Here is an 18,494-nt window from a genome sequence, read left to right as displayed (position 1 = left end):
GACAGATTCCATGCAAGACGTCGTGATTGTTGCTGCCACCCGCACCGCCGTGGGCAGCTTTCAAGGTTCCCTGGCCAGCATCCCGGCGCCGGAACTGGGCGCCGCCGTGATCCGTCGCCTGCTGGAGCAGACCGGCCTGGACCCGGCTCAAGTGGATGAAGTGATCCTTGGCCAGGTACTTACCGCAGGCTCAGGCCAGAACCCGGCGCGCCAGGCGTCGATCCTCGCCGGCCTGCCCCACGCCGTGCCCGCCCTGACCCTGAACAAGGTCTGCGGCTCAGGCCTCAAGGCTCTTCACCTCGGCGCCCAAGCCATCCGTTGCGGCGACGCGGACGTGATCATCGCCGGCGGCATGGAGAACATGAGCCTTGCCCCGTACGTATTGCCCGCGGCACGTACCGGTTTGCGCATGGGCCACGCCAAAATGGTCGACAGCATGATCACCGATGGCCTGTGGGATGCGTTCAACGACTACCACATGGGCATCACCGCCGAAAACCTGGTGGACAAGTACAACATCAGCCGTGAAGCCCAGGACGCTTTCGCTGCCGCATCCCAGCAAAAAGCCAGCGCGGCCATCGAAGCCGGGCGCTTTGCGGACGAAATCACACCGATCCTGATCCCCCAGCGCAAGGGCGACCCCGTGTCCTTCGCCGTGGATGAACAGCCGCGCGCCGGCACCACCGCCGAATCCCTGGCCAAGCTTAAACCAGCGTTCAAGAAAGACGGCAGCGTCACGGCCGGCAACGCCTCAAGCCTCAATGACGGCGCCGCAGCGGTGCTGCTGATGAGTGCCGACAAAGCCAAGGCCCTCGGCCTGCCGGTATTGGCGCGAATTGCCAGCTACGCCAACGCCGGCGTCGACCCGGCGATCATGGGCATCGGCCCGGTCTCGGCCACCCGTCGATGCCTGGATAAAGCTGGCTGGAAACTGAGTGACCTGGACCTGATCGAAGCCAACGAAGCCTTCGCCGCTCAAGCGTTGGCAGTGGGCAAAGAGCTGGAATGGGATGCCGAAAAGGTCAACGTCAACGGCGGCGCCATTGCCATCGGACACCCCATCGGCGCTTCAGGCTGCCGCGTGCTGGTGACCCTGCTGCATGAAATGATCAAGCGCGACGCCAAGAAAGGCCTCGCAACGCTGTGCATCGGTGGCGGCCAAGGCGTAGCCCTCGCCCTCGAACGCGGCTGATAATGCAGGAGGGGGCTTGCCCCCCTCCCACATCAGATCTTCATTGGGTGTCAGACTGAGGCACCGCAAACACCGCATTCGCCCGCGCCACAACCTTCTCCCCCACCTGCAAACTCACCGTCCCAAACGCCATCTGCCGCCCACGCTTGTGATGCTCCAAGCGCACGGTAATCCACTCGCCCACCTGCACCGCTCCCAGGTAATCCACGGTCATGCTCGCAGTAATCAGCGGCAACGGCGGCTCACTGGAAAACGCCATCGCGTAGCCCATGCCGATATCCGCCAGGGTTGCCAAGACCCCGCCATGCACCGTGCCGCGCCCATTGGCGTGGCGATTGTCGGCGCGCAGGCCGACTTCCAGTTGCAATCCCTCCCCCCGGCAATACGCAGGGCCAAGCAGGTCGAGCAATGGGCTGCTACGAGGCAGAGGGGCAAAACCTTCAGGCACGGCGCGAGCAATCATGGCAGTTCTTCCTTGGCGTCAGGTTTGACATGTACGCCACGCTCCAAACGGTAGCCATCACCATCAGTTGCGCAAATCTTGCGCGATGCTTTGCGTTAATCCGCCAGACCCGCTTTAATCGCCGCCAATTTCCCCGCACACCTCAAGGAACTGCAATGCGCCATCCGGACGGCAACCTTAAATCGCTTCGCGTGCCACTGTTGATCTTGCTGACCGGCCTGGCCCTGGCCGGCTGCTCGCCCAAGGATCACTCTCGCGCCACGGTGATCAACGGTGAACAAGGCAAAGCCGGTGCCCAATTGGCCTATGAGCATGAATTGACCCTGGCCCTGCCCGGCGCCCTGCTCGCGCCGAGGATGCAGGCCACCCGTGAGGCGTGTGAAACAGCGAGGTTTGGCGCGTGCAATATCCTGGGTATCACCGAAGACGGTAGCGGTGGCGAGATCATCTTGCGCATCGCACCAACGGGTGTGGAACCGATAGCCGCCATGGCGGCTGAAGGCGGCACACTTGGCCAGCGCATCACCACCGCCGAAGACCTGGCCGACGCAGTTGCCGATGTAAACCGCCGCCAAGCCCGCCTGCAGGCCCAGCAACAACGTCTCGACGAACTGGCCAAGCGCAAGGACATCACCGTTAGCGACCTGATCGCCTTGAGCAAGGAACAGGCCGGCATTGAAAACGACCTGCAGGAACTTGCCCAGATTGCCGCCGGCCAGCAACGTCGTCTCGACACCAACCGCGTCACCTTGAACTTCCGCTCATCCGATGGCGCGAACCAAGCTTCACGCTTCAGCCGGATGTTCAGCAACCTGGGGACTAATCTGGTAGAGGGCACCGCAGATGCCTTGGAACGCGCCAGCTATGTGCTGCCGTTCGTGATCCTGGCGTTCCCGGTGGTGTGGTTGTGGGTTTGGCTGTGGCGTAAGTTTGTCGTGAGGGGCAGGCGTCCTGTGGCCAGTGAGCGTCCTCTGGCCCCCTCGCCACAAAGGTGATCAGCGCTTCATACAGCGCTGAAACCGCTCATCCACCCGCTTGGCAAACCATGCCGTGGTCAGGTTGCGAGTGATCTTTGGACTCTTGAGCACGATGCCCGGCAGGATCGCCCGAGGCATCGGTTTACCAGCAGCCTTGTCAGCCAACGCAAATACACGCTTGTAAAGGGTGGTGTCCTCAAAATCCAACTGCTCGCCCTGCTCCAGTTGGCTGCGGATGCTGGGGTTACGCATGTCCAGCTTGGCGCCCAGGGAGCGCACCGCCAGTTCGGTGGTGCCCGGCAGCAGTGATCCATAGCGGATCAAGTCCCCATCCAGCGCCAACTCAGCCCCTGAAGCACGGCTGACCGCTGCCTGGAACGCCGCATTGCGGCTCGCATACCAGCCCGCGTTGAAGTCGGCAAAACGGTACAGCGGCTGGTCGTAATTCACCGGATAACCGAGCAAGTGGGCGATGCCAAAGTACATGCCGCCACGCCGAGTGAAGACCTCCCGACGAATCGTGCCGTCCACCGTGTAGGGATAACCCCGCGCCTGTTTCTGCGCAAAATCGATGCTGACCTGCATGGGGCCAGCGGTGTGCACAGGGTTGAAGCCACCAAACAACGTATTGCCCAAGGGCACCATGCTGATGAAGTCGTCGAAGATGGCGCTGAGGTCTTTCTCCGTACGTGCCGCACTCAACCGGTCGGCGTAGGACTTTCCGGTGGGCGACTTCAATTGCAGCGCGCTGCGCACCACGAAGGCCGGCACATGCACTTTGCCGGCGCGGCGCAGGATTTCGTCCTGGGCGATCTTGCCCATATTGGGCACGGGTGGGTCCACCTGATAAGTGGACTCCTGCTCAGTCACCGCCAGCACAGCGCAAATATTCTCGGTGCTGGGGTAGATCTTTTGGGTGTCGAAAGCGGTGTAGATGTCTTGGGCCCAACCATTGCGATCCGCCACCTTGGCTGGAAGCAGACGCACGATCTGCGCCTTCACCTCGGCCTCGCTGCGCTCCGGTTGCTGCGGACCGCGTGAAGTGGAGCAACCGGCCAGCACCAGCAAGGGGATGAGGCACAGGATCAGGCGGCGTGGGGACATGGGGCTTCCTTGAGGACGATGGGCCAAGCGTTGCGGATATTGACCGGTAAGTCTAACGCGGGTTCGCGTCCCTGCCTGCTGTATGACCGAAGGGGGGGAAACGCCGCGGAAACTTCCCACGCAAGCGCCGGATAAGCGCTACTCCCCGCTGCGGAAAACGCCTGCAAAGTCCCTCGCCTGAATACACAGTGCGAGGGATTGCAGATGGTTTTTTTCGTTAAGGCCCCAACTGATGGGGCTGTCTTTTGATTCCCGTCATTGCCAGCTTTGTCCTGGCACCCATGGATCCCGAGGCGCCGGATGTTGAGCGCGTCTTTGGGGACTTCCGTCATTGCCTGAACACCTTTGATACCTGGGCCGAAAGCTTCTGGAGCGGTTCGGCATTGGACGTCGAGCAGGTCTTCAAGGTGGGGGGCGAGGTGGCGCTGGTCGCGCCGGTTTCTTCCAAAGCCCCGAGCAAAACAGTTGCGATGTGCAGTGCCCAAGGCTCGTTGACCTTGGTGCATATGTTCGAAAGCACGCGCTTCGTGCCTATCGGCAATACGCCGGTGATGCTGCAAGCCATCGCGGCGGACGGCAGCCCGATGGGTCTGCCGCTGTATCGAACCATCGGCCCCAGCGGCATCCTCGAAATCACCGAGTGTGATCGCAACCAGCTCTACCAAATCACCTTCTATCCCAACGTTTCCAAGGATCACGTCAAGGCGCTGTATGCGTCTTATCAGACGGTGATTGCGGGGTTGGAGGGTCGTCTGCGGGATGAGTGGACGGAGACGTTCCAACTCCAATGGCAAGACTTTGCCAACGCCACACCCTTGGAACGCAGCGCGATGCAGGGCGTGGCGTTTTCAACCGGGATGGCCAATGCGCTCTACAACCTGTGGGACAACATCACCCAGCTCTATGACCTGCTCGCCGATCTCAAAGCGAATAGCGAGAAGCTGCTGCACTACCTCTCCCAGGCCGAGCTTGATGAGCTGCTGAAACAGGGTGCAGACGCGATTGCCAAGGGCTTGCTGGTGCTGAGCGATGAGCCACTGCTGTTCATCTATGTCTCGGCGATCGTCAGTTGGATACGTCTGCTACCGCCGCCAGACATGTATGAATTACTGGGCGAGATCACCGGTGAAGTGCTGATCAACCTGCTGCTGATGTGGGCGACGGCGGGCACAGGTGTGGCGGTACGCGTGGGTGCGCAGACGCTGAGTTCGATCAAATCCGGCCGCGCGCGGGCGTTATTGGAGTTGCTGGCCAAGCAGCTTGTGGGGCCGAAGCTGGATGCCCATGCCGAGGCGCTCAAGCCGTTGTTGTTGAGCAGTGCGGCGACGCCGATCAAGGCGGTGCCGGTTGCACCGTTGAAGGCTGGGGATCAGTTGATTTCCAACCCGGTGCCGGCGGTTCGTAACAGGAGACAGAAGACGGCGTTGGTCAGGCAGGAGCCTGTCGATGACGTGCCTGCTGTATCGACGAATCCGAAGGGCGATGCGGCGGCTTCTTCGAATAAGACGGTAACCAACGGCTGCCCCGTGTCGATGGTTACCGGGGAGGAATTGCTCACGCTCACCGATGGCACGTTGGACGGGATTTTGCCGTTCGAGTGGACGCGGTTGTATCGCACCAGTGCGGTGGAAGTGGATTGTGGGCTGGGGTTTGGATGGAGTCATTCGCTGGCGCATCGGCTTGTTGTGTCAGGCGATTCCGTGACGTGGACGGACCATGAAAACCGTTCGACCACCCTGCCCTTGCCAACGGTGGCTCGCCCCTCGATCACCAACAGCCTGGCCGAAGCAGCGATCTATTTAGGCGCGTCGCCGGATGAGTTGGTGTTGGCCCAGGCGTCGCGGTTTTATCACTTTCGCAACGGGGCGTTGGTCTCGATCAGTGATGCGTACGACAACCGGCTGCGGATTTCCCGAGACTTTTCAGGGCGCATTGAACGGCTGGATAACGGTGCGGGTTCTTCGCTGTTCTTGCGTTACGAGTCGGGCCGCATCATGGCGGTGGACTACCAGGTTCAGCGGGCCAAGGGACTTGAGCCTTACGCCTGGATCACTGAACAGAGTGTTGTTTCCTACGCCTATGACGACATTGGCCGATTGGTCTCGGCGACCAATGCGGTAGGCGAAAGCGAGGTTTACCGCTACGACGATCAGCACGTGATTCTTGAGCGCGGTCTGGCCGGTGGGGCGAGTTTCTTTTGGGCGTGGGAACGGTCCGGCAAAGCGGCGCGATGTGTCCGGCATTGGGCCAGTTTTTCGCAGATGGATACGCGGTATGTCTGGGGGGACGACGGCAGTGTTGTCGTTCACAACGCCGATGATAGCCAGGAAATTTACGTCCACGACGACCGCGCACGGCTGGTGCAGCGCATCGATCCGGACGGCGCTAAGCATTTCAAATCCTACGATGCCCAGGGTCGACTGACGGTCGAGCAGGATCCGCTCGGTGCAGTAACGGCGTATCAGTACGACGATGCCGGACGTTTGGTGGCGCTCTTTCCTGGAGACGATGAGCCAACGTCCTACGAGCATGACAATGGCTTCGTACGGGTTGTAAGGCGTGGCTCAGCGGTCTGGAAGTACGAGCGTAACGACCAGGGCGACGTTACCCGTAGGACCGATCCCGACGGCCATATCACCGACTACAGCTACAACAAATACGGGCAACTGATTGGCGTTTGGCATCCCGATCACAGTTGTCAGCGGTTGGTGTGGAATGAACGCGGCCAACGAGTTGAAGAGCAACTGCCCAATGGTGGGATCAAGCGTTATCGCTACGACGACCTGGGCCGGCAGATTGCCCGCGAGGATGAACATGGCGCGCTGACCCAGTATCAGTGGGATGCAGTCGGTCGATTGGTTCGTATTGTCCTGCCCGGCGGCGCAACGCGGGAATACAGCTACAACCCCTACGGAAAAATCACCGCCGAACGCGATGAATTGGGGCGCATTACCCGTTACGAATACGCCGACGGCCTGCACCTGATCAGCCGTCGCATCAACGCCGATGGCACTCAGGTCAACTATCGCTACGACAACGTCCGTCTACTGCTGACCGAAATTGAAAACGAAGTCGGCGAAACCTACCGGCTGGATTACCACCCCAACGGCCTGATCCAGCAGGAAGTCGGGTTTGATGGGCAACGTACCGCCTACGTCTACGACCTCAACGGCAACCTGCAGGAAAAAACCGAACACGGCGACGACGGCAGTCAGCTCGTCACGCGTTATGAACGCGATTACGCCGGACGCCTCGTAAGAAAAACGCTACCCGACGGCAGCAAGACCGATTACGCCTACGACCGCCAAGGCAATCTCCTCAGCGTCGACGACGGCCACTGGGCGCTGGCCTACGAGTACGACCAGCAAAACCGCCTCACCGCCGAGCATCAAGGCTGGGGCACCTTGCGTTATGGCTACGACGCCTGCGGCCAACTTCAACACCTGCGCCTGCCGGACAACAACCGCCTCACCTTCAACCACAGCAAAGGCGGCCACCTCGCCACCGTCGAACTCAACGGCAAAACCCTCACTTCGCACCTGTTCAAAGCCGGCCAGGAACACCAACGCCAACAAGGCCAACTGCTCAGCCACTACCACTACGACGACCAACACCGCCTGCACGCCCATGCCGTAACGCAGCAAGAACACCACCTGCTCCAACGCCAATACGACTACGACAGATCCGGCAACCTCACCCGCCTGCTCGACACCCGCAAAGGCGAACACCACTACCACTACGACCCACTAGGCCGCCTCACCCGCGCCGATCACTCCCAAGACCTACAGGAACGCTTCGGCCACAACCCGGCCGGCAACCTGCTCATGCACGACCGCCCCGGCCCCGACATCGTTGCCGGCAACCGCCTGATGATCCAAGGCGACCGGCATTACGACTACGACGCCTTCGGCAACCTCATCCGCGAACGGCGCGGCCGTGGGCACGCGCTGGTCACCGAATACCGCTACGACTGCCAACACCGGTTGATTGGCATTACCCAGCCTAACGGCCAAACCGCCAGCTACCGCTATGACCCGTTCGGGCGGCGTATCAGCAAAACCGTCGACGGTTTAACCACGGAGTTTTTCTGGCAAGGCGACAAGCTGATTGCCGAGCATCGTGCGGATAGCCACCGCAGCTATGTCTACGAACCCGACAGCTTCCGCCCGTTGGCACTGCTGGAAGGCTTGGGTCCTGAGGAAACCAAGCCCTACCACTACCAACTCGACCACCTCGGCACACCGCAGGAACTGACCGATCCGAACGGCGAAATCGTCTGGTCCGCGCACTACCGCGCCTACGGCCAGATCAGCCGTCTCGACAGAGGCAAAATCGACAATCCGCTGCGCTTTCAGGGTCAATACTTTGATCAGGAAAGCGGGCTGCATTACAACCGGCATCGCTACTACAATCCGGATGTTGGTCGTTACCTGACGCCGGATCCGGTGAAGTTGGCGGGGGGGATCAACGCGTACCAGTACGTGCCTAATCCTACGGGGTGGGTGGATCCGCTGGGATTGAGTACTTGTCCTAACGACAGATGTGAACCTAATGCGACTTCTGCCCATCCGAAGCCGAGCGCCAATGAGGGTACCCCCGCCCTGCCCCAACTCGCTCGGACTGAACGACAGGCAAAAATAGACGAACTGACACAAGCAAATGCGAAACGAAAAGTGCTGAATTGGGAGCAAGAGTACAACATGCACGCTGCTGAAAAGCATGGTCCAGAGATACCAGACCATGCTTTGAAGCAACGATCCATCGACGGCACAAATCCAACCACTGGGAAGAGAGCACAAATTAACTCCAGTTCCCAATTTAAATCTTGGAAAATGCAGCTTCACGCTATAAATAAAGCGCTAGGCAGGATGCAGGGCAACTCGCCATCGCCTACAGGAATTGACATGAAGGGCAACCCAGTGGTGGTGGTTGAGTTACCCGACGCTGGACGAGGCTACAAACCCAACAGCAGGGACAAAAATAATCCTAGGTACATTGAGAGCATGGACAAAGCGGAGATCAGATTTGATAGAAAAAATCCAACTCGACCATTTACCGCATTTCCTAAGTGAGTAAGCAATGCTTAAATGCCCATTTATGAACACCCCTTACGTCCCAAATATCTCTCATATATTAGGAGCGCTATCGATATACGACCTCGAGGACACTATTGGAAAAGAATTACGGAAATACGATCCCAATAATAAAACAGACAGAGAAACAATCATAAGCTCCTATATTCTCAAAGAACTTATATATCTATCATATAGACATCGCTTCATATTGATATCTGCATTAAAAGAGGCACTCGAAAAACCCGACTTTGACTTCGCTAAAGAATTCGAAAGCGATCATGAAGAACATATAACTATGGCTTGGGATGAAACGGAAATAGAAAACCCCCGAGGCTTCTTCGCAGACATCTATCGTCTAGCTAATGAAATCTGGAAAGACGACCTCCAAAAAGCCAGCCTCGAAGACCCATCAACTTGGTAACAACACCGCCACTCCCACTGACAAATCGCAGTCGCTGTGGTGAGCAGGCTTGCCCTGCGCCGGGCTGCGAAGCGCCCCCTAAGGACGATGCGGCGCTCAGGTGGAACGGCGTCGCCAAGTTAGGGGCTGCTCGCAGCCCAGCGCAGGGCAAGCCTGCTCACTACAAAGGCCCATCCGCCGAGTTCGCCCCGTGTGACGTCAAATCCACGCTTTGCCAACGCCATAATCATCCGACTCAACAAGTAAAATCGGTACGCCTTTTACACTATATCCTATCAAGGAGGAACAAATGCTATTTCACCCTTCTTCAGACCAAATACCTTTCGACGCCAGCTTGTACTATTTCGTGGGGATTTTTGATATTTACGACCAAGAAGAAACTAAGGGAAAAGAGCTCGCCCCCTACGACCCCAACAATATTGAAGACAGGGAAAACCTCATACTGAAATACTGCCTAGATCCGTACAACAAACTCTCTTATCGCCACAGATACAAATTAGTGGAAACTTTATCGCTCGCTTTAAATACCAAAAACTACAATTTCCACTCATACTTTGAGGATAACCCAGAGGACCATTCAACAATGGCTTGGGATGAAAACCAGATAGATAACCCCCGAGTTTTTTTCTCAGAAATCTACCGTTTAGCCATCGACATATGGAAAAAAGACTTGCAAAAGGCAAACTTCGAAGACCAATCGACTTGGTGATACGCCAGCGAGCGCAATAGATTTAGAGCCAAATATACCAGCAGCATCGACATTCAGAACTTTAGAAGAAGCAGAAAGCCTTGTTTCTAAAACCTTGATTGCTCGCCACGAGGAAATATCAAAATTTTTGAAAGGAAATAAAGAAAAACACATTATTAGAGAACACTCGACCCAGACGGTAGGACTCAGTTTAATAAAAGGCACAACAGAGTCAGTATCCGTCTATAAATTCATATTAGTTCTGAAGCGCAAATCTAAAATGCCGGATGGTTACCTCCTCCTAACTGGATATCCAATAGAAAAATGAACAACCAATTAACTGAGCTTCAGCAATTTTTCGGTGGCTATTTCAATCAAGACTGGCCGGAAGATCATGCTTCGGCAGACGAGGTAATCGACACGTTTCTGCTCGAATCGTCTAAAGATTTAATATTTACGGTGCGAAATGAAATCTTAGACCTTATCGCTTCTTATACGAATGAATCAGAATTCCAGGAAAATCTATTGCACGAACAATATTGCTTCTATTACTACCCCTATCAATGGGCAACCGGGCCACTATGGCTGGAGCATGTGATCCGAAAGTTTGATAATTACTTACTCGAAAAATAATTCGACCTAAATATCAATTTATGAAGTAGTGAAAGCCTTAAACAACCTGATTAATTAGAAAGATCTGCTAATACGGGCCGCGAAGCGGCCCGGGTTATGACACTGCAGTTCTTCAGGTAGATCGGTAGTGTCGGTATGGGGGGCTGCTACGCAGCCCAACGCGAGCAAGTTCGCTCGCCACATCAAGAGGTTGCTTCGCACAGTGTTAAACGCCGCCCTCAGATCCCAGCCAACGCCAAGTCCATCGCAAAGTAAGTAAAGATCAAATCCGCACCCGCGCGCTTGATCGAACCCAACGTCTCACGCACCACCCGATCCTCATCGATCGCACCCGCCTGGGCACCAAACTTGATCATCGCGTACTCACCGCTCACCTGGTAAGCCGCCACCGGCAGACGTGAGGCTTCGCGGATGTCGCGGATGATGTCGAGGTAGGCACCGGCCGGTTTGACCATCAGAGCGTCAGCGCCTTCCTGTTCGTCGAGCAGCGATTCGCGCACGGCTTCGCGGCGGTTCATGGGGTTCATCTGGTAACTCTTTCGGTCGCCTTTGAGGGCGCTGCCGCCGGCTTCGCGGAATGGGCCGTAGAGGGCCGAGGCGAATTTGGTGGAGTAGGCCATGATCGGAATATGGATGAAACCGGCGTCATCCAGCGCGCGGCGGATGGCCTGGACCTGGCCGTCCATGGCGGCCGACGGGGCGATCACGTCGGCGCCGGCGCGGGCGGCGGCTACGGCTTGTTTGCCGAGATTGACCAGGGTCGCGTCATTATCGACATGGGCGCCGTGCATCACGCCGCAGTGGCCGTGGTCGGTGTATTCGCAGAAGCAGGTGTCGGACATTACGATCATTTCCGGCACGGCGTCCTTGATGATCGAGGACATGCGCGAGACCAGACCACGTTCTTTCCAGGTATCACTGCCGTTGGCGTCCAGGTGGTGAGACACGCCAAAGGTCATCACCGACTTGATACCGGCACGGGCATAGCGCTCGATCTCGGCAGCGAGCTTTTTCTCAGGGATGCGCTGCACACCCGGCATGCTGGTGATCGGTACGAAGTCGTCGATTTCTTCTTCAACGAAAATCGGCAGCACCAGGTCGTTGAGGGTGAACTCGGTTTCCTGGAACAAACCACGCAGCTCCGGAGAGCGGCGCAGGCGGCGTGGGCGGGCTTGGGGGAACTGGCTGGTCATGGTTTTCCTGACATAAAGGCTAAAACTTTGGGGCGAAAGCTTATGCCCCCAGGCCCCGGCAGCACAAATACCAAGGGGCCAACAGTGTATTGCGACGCTCGTAATAATGTATTGATCTAGAGCTGTAGACGCCCTTCGATACACACCGCAACAGCGCCGCCGATCCAGATTTCATCGCCCTGGCGTTCGACGCTTATACGCCCCGCGCGCCCCATGGCTGTGCCTTGACTGACCACGTAGCGCTCCGGCGCCAGGCCTTCACCCAGCAACCATTGGGCAACGCCTGCATTCAGGCTGCCCGTGGCCGGATCCTCCGGCGCGCCGTCGCCTGCGACAAAGCCACGCACTTCAAATTGGGTATCCACGTCGTCTTGTTCGGGGTTACAGGGGGCAATCACGCCTACGGCCAGCCCTTTCAGCTGTGAATAATCCGGCTGCAAAGCCAGGACTTGATCACGGTCCGCCAACATCACGGCAAGCCACCCCGCCCCATTGTCGACCCACTGGCTGCGTAGGATGCAGCCCGGCTCCAGGCCCAACCCCAGGCGAATACGCTCCAGCAGGTCTTCCTCCAACGGCCCTGAACGCAGCAACGGCGGCGCGATAAACGCCAGTTCATCACCTTGACGACGGATTCGCACCAGGCCGATTTCACACTCCTGGATAATCTCTTTACCTTTGGGCACCCCGCCCGCCGTCAACCACGCGTGGCAACTGCCCAGCGTCGGATGCCCGGCAAACGGCAGCTCATGCACAGTGGTGAAAATTCTCACTCGGTAGTCAGCACGAGGATCGCGCGGCGTGAGTAAAAACGTGGTTTCACTGAGGTTGGTCCATTTAGCGAAGTCCGCCATCTGTTGATCGCTGAGGCTGTCGGCCCCCAAAACCACCGCCAGCGGGTTGCCCTTGAGCGACACGCGGCTGAACACATCCAGTTGTTTGAAATCGAAAGTCGGCATGCTTCAGCTCGGAATATTTAGGCCACGGATCACTGCCGGGCGGGCAACAAAACCGTCCAGCGCGCGCAGTACGTTAGGGAAGTCGGCGATGCCTACGATATCGCCCGATTCATAAAAGCCGATCAGATTGCGAATCCATGGGAAGGTAGCAATGTCGGCGATGCTGTAGTCATCGCCCATGATCCAGGTGCGACCGAGCAGGCGTTTTTCCAGGACTTCGAGCAGGCGGCGGGATTCGGCGGCGTAGCGGTCGCGGGGTCGCTTGTCTTCGTAGGCCTTGCCGGCGAATTTGTTGAAAAAACCCAACTGGCCGAACATCGGGCCGATGCCGCCCATCTGGAACATCAGCCATTGAATCGTTTCATAGCGTGTCGCAGGATCTTCGGAGAGCAACTGGCTGGTTTTTTCTGCCAGGTAAATCAATATCGCGCCGGATTCAAACAGCGCCAACGGCTGGCCAGCCGGGCCGTCGGGGTCGATGATCGCGGGGATTTTGTTATTGGGGTTCAGGGACAGGAACTCGGGGGACAACTGGTCCTGGGTCTCGAAACTGACCTTGTGCGCCTCGTAAGGCAGGCCCAGTTCTTCGAGCATGATCGAGACTTTTACCCCGTTGGGCGTGGGCAACGAGTACAGTTGCAAGCGCTCGGGGTGCTGGGCAGGCCATTTGCTATTGATTGGGAATGCGGCAAGTGGGTTCATCAGGAAATCCCTGGCTAGGCAGAAAGTCCCCATGATAGACATCTCCCCGGTGTCCTGCATGGGTCATCAATGCGCAACATTAGCGGTCTATTATCCCGCGCAGGCGAACCAATACGCCTGCCGGCACTCATAAGTGCGCTTAAACGGTGAATGGAGGCGCCTCGCTATAACGACACGGAATACCGCAGGACGCCACCGGCGTCATTGGGGCCAGGCTTGTCCGCCTTAACGTGACGCACGAAGACTCGAACCTATAATGAAGATCAAGCCTCTGCGCCTTGTGCAACGACTCAAACACTATTCGTATGTCATGTTGCCGCTGCTGCTGGTCAGCGGCGCCATGGTTGCAGCCCTCGATGCCCGTGAAAGCCGCGCCCAACCGGTGGACGGTGTGCAAACCCTGGTGTTCCTGCGCCACGGCGAAAAACCCGCCGGCGGACTCGGCCAGCTCAATTGCCAGGGCCTGAACCGCGCGATGAACCTGGCCACCCTGCTGCCGGAAAAATTCGGCAAGGCCAACTTTGTGTTTGCTGCCAACCCGACGCGCAATGTCGAGGAAGGTGAGCTGGACAATTCCTACAGCTACATCCGCCCACTCATGACCATCAGCCCCAGCGCCATCAAGTTGGGCCTGCCGGTGAATATCAAATTCTCGGCGAATGACACCAGCGACCTCGCCGATGAGCTGGTCGAAGACAAATACCACAACGCCACCATCTACACCGCCTGGTCCCACGGTTACCTGCCGGAGTTGATCAATAAGGTGGCGAGTGAAGCGTCCGGCGAAAAACACACAATTACCGACGATTGGTCGGGCAGCGACTACGACACGCTGTATGTACTGACGCTGACCTGGCACAACGGCAAGGCCTCGCTGCTGAGCCGCAACTACAAGCAGGGCTTGAACGACGGCGATGAAACCTGCCCGGAACCGACACAGGTGAGTGCCGATAGCTGACAGCGTATGATGCGTCGCTATTGACTCACCGGCGGATCATCAGCATGTCTAAACTCTCCTCCACCCAGCCCGTACGGGGCTGGTCGTTCTGGTGGAAACCAGCGCTGTTCCTCTTGGTGGCCTGCATAGGCCTCTATTACGTGAAGTGGTCGCCCTACTACTTCAAGGCATTTGTAGCGGCCGACAATCACAGCATCGGCGCCTCGATTCTCAACGATCAACAAAGCTCGCCCCTGGCGGCAGCGCTGGCCTATGCCCAGGTGTATTTCCTGGCGATCTGGAAAGCCGCGGTGCTGGCGGTGATCCTTGGTTCGCTGCTGCAAGTGCTGATCCCCCGTGACTGGCTGCTGCGCCTGTTCGGCCGTGCAGGCCTCGGTTCGACCGTGCGCGGCGGGTTATTCGCCTTGCCGGGGATGATGTGCAGTTGCTGCGCGGCGCCGGTGGCGGCGGGCATGCGGCGCCAGCAGGTGTCGGTGGGCGCGGCGCTCGCTTTCTGGATTGCTAACCCGGTGCTCAATCCTGCCACCCTGGTGTTCATGGGCTTTGTGCTCGGCTGGGGATTTACCGCGTTGCGGTTGGTGGCGGGAATTGTGCTGGTGGTGGGCGTGTCGTTGGTGGCGCAGCGCATTGCTCGCCCGGACCAGATGCCTGAAGCGGCGTTGGACGCTGTCGCCGACGTCAGCACCATCGAGGCGCAACCTTTCCTGAGCCGCTGGTTGCGCACCCTGTGGCAGCTGTTCTGGAACACAATCCCCATCTACATCCTGGCGGTGCTGATCCTGGGTGCTGCGCGGGTATGGCTGTTCCCCCATGTGGACGGCGCCATGGCCAACAGCCTGGTATGGCTGGTGCCGCTGGCGATTGTCGGCACGTTGTTTGTGATTCCTACAGCGGCTGAAATCCCCATCGTACAAACCATGATGGCCCTGGGCATGGGCACCGGCCCGGCCGTGGCCTTGCTGATGACCCTGCCGAGCGTAAGCCTCCCGTCGCTGTTGATGCTGCGTAAGGATTTCGATGCGCGGGTGCTGGTGACGGTGGCCGGATTGACCATGCTGGTGGGGGTGGTGTGTGGGTTGATCGGGGCGGTCATTCTTTAGTTATGTGGTTAGGCTGATGGCGATTGCGCGAGCGAGCCCCACGCTCGCGCAAGTATTCCACCACCGCTGCCTGCTCCCCGGCAAACTCGATCCGTGCACCTTTCTTCTCACGTTGAAACGCGTACATAGGATCGTAGTACTCACGCAACCCCACGATCCAACCCCGATGCAAGTCCACACTACCGCTGCGGGCCTGTTCAGCCAGGGCCGCTTGCATCAGCGCGTGCAAACGCTGATAGCGCTCGCCCCCCAGACGCTTGTGGATATTGGCCAGGCTCTGGGTCAGCCGCTCGGCAAACCGCTCGAAACCCGCTTCGCCAAACGCTACGGCGAACTGCGCACACAGATCGGTCACGTACTCGCGTAATACCCGCTCTACACGGTTTTCCAGGCTTTCTTCCAGCCACACCATTGGATACACCTGCATGCCCCGGTGCAGGTTCAGCGGCAAGGCGCAGCTGCCGATCATGCGGCTTTCGTCCTCAAGCACAAACTGTTCGATGCCACGTGCGCGTTTTTTCAGAACGTCCACTGCCAGGCGGTTTTCGAAGTCGATGTTGGACGGCTGGCCGGTGGCGCGCTTGCCGAAGCTGGAACCACGGTGATTGGCGTGGCCTTCCAGGTCCAGGCCATTGTTCAACTGATTGATGACCTCGGTCTTTCCGCTGCCGGTCAGGCCGCCCAACAGCACGAAATCACACTGTTCGACCGCCTGGTCCACGGTCTCCAACAGAAACGTGCGCATGGCCTTGTAGCCACCGCCGATCCGCGGATAGTCGATACCCGACTCGTCCTTGAGCACCTGTTTCACCAATTGCGAACGCAGGCCGCCACGAAAGCAATACAGGTAACCGTCCGGGTTGGCCTGGGCAAACTCGGTCCAACGTGCCAGGCGCTCTTCAAGCACCTTGCCGCTGACCAACTGGTGCCCAAGGACGATTGCCGCCTGCTGGCCTTGCTGCTTATAGCAAGTGCCGACGCGCTGGCGCTCGTCATCGTTCATCAGCGGCAGGTTGACCACGCCGGGGAACGCGCCCTTGATGAACTCCACCGGCGCGCGGGTATCCATCATCGGCCGGTCGTTGAGGAAAATGTCGCGGTAATCGGTGATGTCAGTTGCCATCAAAACACCTCTACCGCGTTGGTCTGTCGCTCTACCAGTGCGCCGATCGGCTCCAGGCTCAGGCCCAGTTCCTTCGCCACGGCATGGAACTCGGCATCACCTTCGGGGGTAACGGCGATCAGCAGCCCGCCACTGGTCTGCGGGTCGCATAGCACGCGCTTGTGCAACTCCTGCACGCGCCCGATTTTACTGGCGTAGCTGTCAAAGTTGCGCAAGGTGCCGCCGGGTACGCAACCCTGGTCCAGGTAGTACTCGACGCCGGGCAGGCGTGGGACTTTTTCATATTCGATGCGTGCAGTCAGGCCACTGCCGTCAGCCATTTCCACCAGATGGCCCAACAGGCCGAAACCGGTGACGTCGGTCATGGCTGTAACGCCGGCCAGCTTGCCGAAACGGCTACCGGGCTTGTTGAGGGTGCACATCCAATCGCGGGCCAGGCCGATGTCAGCCTCGCGCAGCTTGCCCTTCTTTTCGGCAGTGGTGAGGATGCCGATGCCTAACGGCTTGGTCAGGTACAGCTGGCAGCCAGCAGTGGCGGTGTCGTTGCGCTTCATATGGCGCTTTTGCACGATGCCGGTCACGGCCAGGCCGAAGATCGGCTCCGGCGCGTCGATGGAGTGGCCGCCTGCCAGAGGGATACCGGCGGCGTCGCACACCGAACGGCCACCGCGAATCACTTCCCGGGCAATCTCCGGCGCCAGCACGTTAACCGGCCAGCCGAGAATGGCGATGGCCATCAACGGGTCGCCGCCCATGGCGTAGATGTCGCTAATAGCATTGGTAGCGGCTATGCGGCCGAAGTCGAAGGGATCATCGACAATCGGCATGAAAAAGTCCGTGGTGGAGACCACACCGCGCTCGTCGTCGATGGCATACACCGCCGCATCGTCCCGCGAGGCATTGCCGACCCACAGGTTGGGGTCGAGGTTCTGTGCGCCGCTGCCGGCAAGGATAACTTCCAATACCTGGGGCGAGATCTTGCAACCGCAACCCGCGCCGTGACTGTACTGGGTAAGGCGAATCGGCTGGTTCATGGTGGACCTCAAAGTAACAAGTGGGGGGAGTCTACCAGACAGCAAAAAGCCGGCTGGGCGCTTGCGAGCACAGCCGGCTTTCAGGTTTCAGCGATTACTGGCGGGCAGCGAGCAAACGCTTGTGACGGTTGCGTCGTGCGATGTTCAAGCATTCGATGGCCGCCGAGAAGGCCATGGCTGCGTACACGTAGCCTTTAGGCACATGGGCGCCGAAGCCTTCGGCGATCAGCGTCATGCCGATCATGATCAGGAAGCCCAGGGCCAGCATCACCACGGTCGGGTTGTCGTTGATGAATTTGGCCAACGGCTCAGCCGCCACCAGCATCACGATCACCGAGGTCACCACGGCAATGATCATGATCGGCAAGTGCTCGGTCATGCCCACGGCGGTAATGATGCTGTCGATGGAGAACACCAGGTCGAGCAGCAGGATCTGCCCGATCGCCGCGGCGAAGCCAATGGCCACGGTGTTGCCAACCGACGCTTTCTCTTCAGGCTCCGGGTCCATGCTGTGATGGATTTCGGTGGTGGCCTTCCACACCAGGAACAGACCACCGGCGATCAGGATCATGTCCTTCCACGAAAACGCCTGGCCGAGTACTTCAAACACCGGTGCCGTCAACTGCACGATAAACGCGATAGTGCTCAACAGGCCCAGGCGCAATATCAGCGCCATGCTGATACCGATGCGCCGTGCCTTGGCCCGGTGCTGCTCGGGTAATTTGTTGGTGAGGATCGAAATAAAGATCAGGTTATCGATGCCCAGCACGATTTCCATGACGATCAGGGTGGCCAGTGCAACCCAGGCGGTGGGGCTGGCGGCCAGTTGTAAAAGGTAATCCATAGGTCAGTCCTGAGGTTGTGCCGGGAAA

At 58.5% G+C, this 18,494-nt stretch carries 17 protein-coding genes; 9 read left to right on the top strand and 8 right to left on the bottom strand.

Features of this window, described 5'->3' with window-relative positions; all coding sequences use genetic code 11:
* Window positions 1–10: 10 nt before the first annotated feature.
* Entirely contained in the window at window positions 11–1,192 is a 1,182-nt protein-coding gene (locus tag G9Q84_RS25390) for an acetyl-CoA C-acetyltransferase (protein ID WP_095186510.1), read from the top strand.
* A gap of 40 nt (window positions 1,193–1,232) precedes the next feature.
* Here G9Q84_RS25390 and G9Q84_RS25385 read toward each other — a convergent pair whose 3' ends face one another.
* A complete protein-coding gene (locus G9Q84_RS25385; RefSeq protein WP_032886656.1) occupies window positions 1,233–1,655 on the bottom strand; it encodes a PaaI family thioesterase in 423 nt (140 codons plus the stop codon).
* A gap of 155 nt (window positions 1,656–1,810) precedes the next feature.
* On the opposite strand from G9Q84_RS25385, the gene G9Q84_RS25380 reads away from it, so the two are divergent.
* Window positions 1,811–2,650, top strand: a complete 840-nt coding sequence (locus tag G9Q84_RS25380) for a DUF4349 domain-containing protein (RefSeq protein WP_181644276.1) — start codon at window positions 1,811–1,813, stop codon at window positions 2,648–2,650.
* On the opposite strand, the gene G9Q84_RS25375 is transcribed toward G9Q84_RS25380, so the two are convergent.
* Window positions 2,651–3,736 (bottom strand): DUF1615 domain-containing protein, encoded by a 1,086-nt coding sequence (locus G9Q84_RS25375; protein WP_095186508.1) that lies wholly within the window; start codon window positions 3,734–3,736, stop codon window positions 2,651–2,653.
* A gap of 245 nt (window positions 3,737–3,981) precedes the next feature.
* Here G9Q84_RS25375 and G9Q84_RS25370 point away from each other — a divergent pair, with 245 nt between their 5' ends.
* From G9Q84_RS25370 to G9Q84_RS25350, 5 genes are all read left to right on the top strand, one after another.
* Window positions 3,982–8,808, top strand: a complete 4,827-nt coding sequence (locus tag G9Q84_RS25370) for an RHS repeat-associated core domain-containing protein (RefSeq protein ID WP_242461482.1) — start codon at window positions 3,982–3,984, stop codon at window positions 8,806–8,808.
* Between the two features lie 25 nt (window positions 8,809–8,833).
* Complete coding sequence (locus G9Q84_RS25365) at window positions 8,834–9,232, top strand: hypothetical protein (RefSeq protein ID WP_311736088.1); 399 nt, start codon at window positions 8,834–8,836, stop codon at window positions 9,230–9,232.
* Between the two features lie 289 nt (window positions 9,233–9,521).
* Window positions 9,522–9,941, top strand: a complete 420-nt coding sequence (locus G9Q84_RS25360) for a hypothetical protein (protein ID WP_181644275.1) — start codon at window positions 9,522–9,524, stop codon at window positions 9,939–9,941.
* Between the two features lie 16 nt (window positions 9,942–9,957).
* Window positions 9,958–10,248 (top strand): RNase A-like domain-containing protein, encoded by a 291-nt coding sequence (locus G9Q84_RS29925; protein ID WP_181644288.1) that lies wholly within the window; start codon window positions 9,958–9,960, stop codon window positions 10,246–10,248.
* Window positions 10,245–10,553 carry a contact-dependent growth inhibition system immunity protein gene (locus G9Q84_RS25350; protein ID WP_181644274.1) on the top strand — a complete coding sequence of 103 codons (309 nt, stop codon included), beginning with the start codon at window positions 10,245–10,247 and terminating at the stop codon, window positions 10,551–10,553. Before G9Q84_RS29925 ends, G9Q84_RS25350 begins: the two co-directional genes overlap by 4 nt.
* Before the next feature lie 218 nt (window positions 10,554–10,771).
* Here the strand turns inward: G9Q84_RS25350 and hemB are convergent, their stop codons facing one another.
* The 3 genes from hemB to G9Q84_RS25335 form a co-directional block, all read right to left on the bottom strand.
* Window positions 10,772–11,746, bottom strand: coding sequence for a porphobilinogen synthase (gene hemB, locus G9Q84_RS25345; RefSeq protein ID WP_095186450.1), 975 nt, complete (start codon window positions 11,744–11,746; stop codon window positions 10,772–10,774).
* Between the two features lie 116 nt (window positions 11,747–11,862).
* The gene (locus G9Q84_RS25340; protein ID WP_179179266.1) at window positions 11,863–12,705 is read right to left on the bottom strand and encodes a PhzF family phenazine biosynthesis protein; all 843 of its coding nucleotides are present in this window, start codon (window positions 12,703–12,705) and stop codon (window positions 11,863–11,865) included.
* Between the two features lie 3 nt (window positions 12,706–12,708).
* Entirely contained in the window at window positions 12,709–13,407 is a 699-nt protein-coding gene (locus G9Q84_RS25335; protein WP_032886667.1) for a glutathione S-transferase N-terminal domain-containing protein, read from the bottom strand.
* Between the two features lie 256 nt (window positions 13,408–13,663).
* Between G9Q84_RS25335 and G9Q84_RS25330 the strand changes: the two genes are divergently transcribed.
* Window positions 13,664–14,365 (top strand): hypothetical protein, encoded by a 702-nt coding sequence (locus G9Q84_RS25330; RefSeq protein WP_032886668.1) that lies wholly within the window; start codon window positions 13,664–13,666, stop codon window positions 14,363–14,365.
* Window positions 14,366–14,409: 44 nt separating this feature from the next.
* Window positions 14,410–15,465 carry a permease gene (locus G9Q84_RS25325; protein WP_032886670.1) on the top strand — a complete coding sequence of 352 codons (1,056 nt, stop codon included), beginning with the start codon at window positions 14,410–14,412 and terminating at the stop codon, window positions 15,463–15,465.
* On the opposite strand, the gene mnmH is transcribed toward G9Q84_RS25325, so the two are convergent.
* The 3 genes from mnmH to G9Q84_RS25310 all read right to left on the bottom strand — a co-directional run bounded on the left by mnmH (window position 15,455) and on the right by G9Q84_RS25310 (window position 18,466).
* Entirely contained in the window at window positions 15,455–16,588 is a 1,134-nt protein-coding gene (gene mnmH, locus G9Q84_RS25320) for a tRNA 2-selenouridine(34) synthase MnmH (protein ID WP_095186452.1), read from the bottom strand. The two genes, G9Q84_RS25325 and mnmH, sit on opposite strands and share 11 nt — an antisense overlap.
* Complete coding sequence (gene selD / locus G9Q84_RS25315; RefSeq protein ID WP_181644273.1) at window positions 16,588–17,622, bottom strand: selenide, water dikinase SelD; 1,035 nt, start codon at window positions 17,620–17,622, stop codon at window positions 16,588–16,590. Before selD ends, mnmH begins: the two co-directional genes overlap by 1 nt.
* 94 nt (window positions 17,623–17,716) lie before the next feature.
* Entirely contained in the window at window positions 17,717–18,466 is a 750-nt protein-coding gene (locus tag G9Q84_RS25310; RefSeq protein WP_032886672.1) for a TerC family protein, read from the bottom strand.
* Between the last annotated feature and the right edge of the window lie 28 nt (window positions 18,467–18,494).

Origin of the sequence: Pseudomonas sivasensis (genome assembly GCF_013778505.1) — a bacterium.
Lineage (GTDB): Bacteria > Pseudomonadota > Gammaproteobacteria > Pseudomonadales > Pseudomonadaceae > Aquipseudomonas > Aquipseudomonas sivasensis.
Note: the sequence above shows the minus strand (reverse complement) of the source record. Positions and strands in the feature narration are given on the sequence as shown.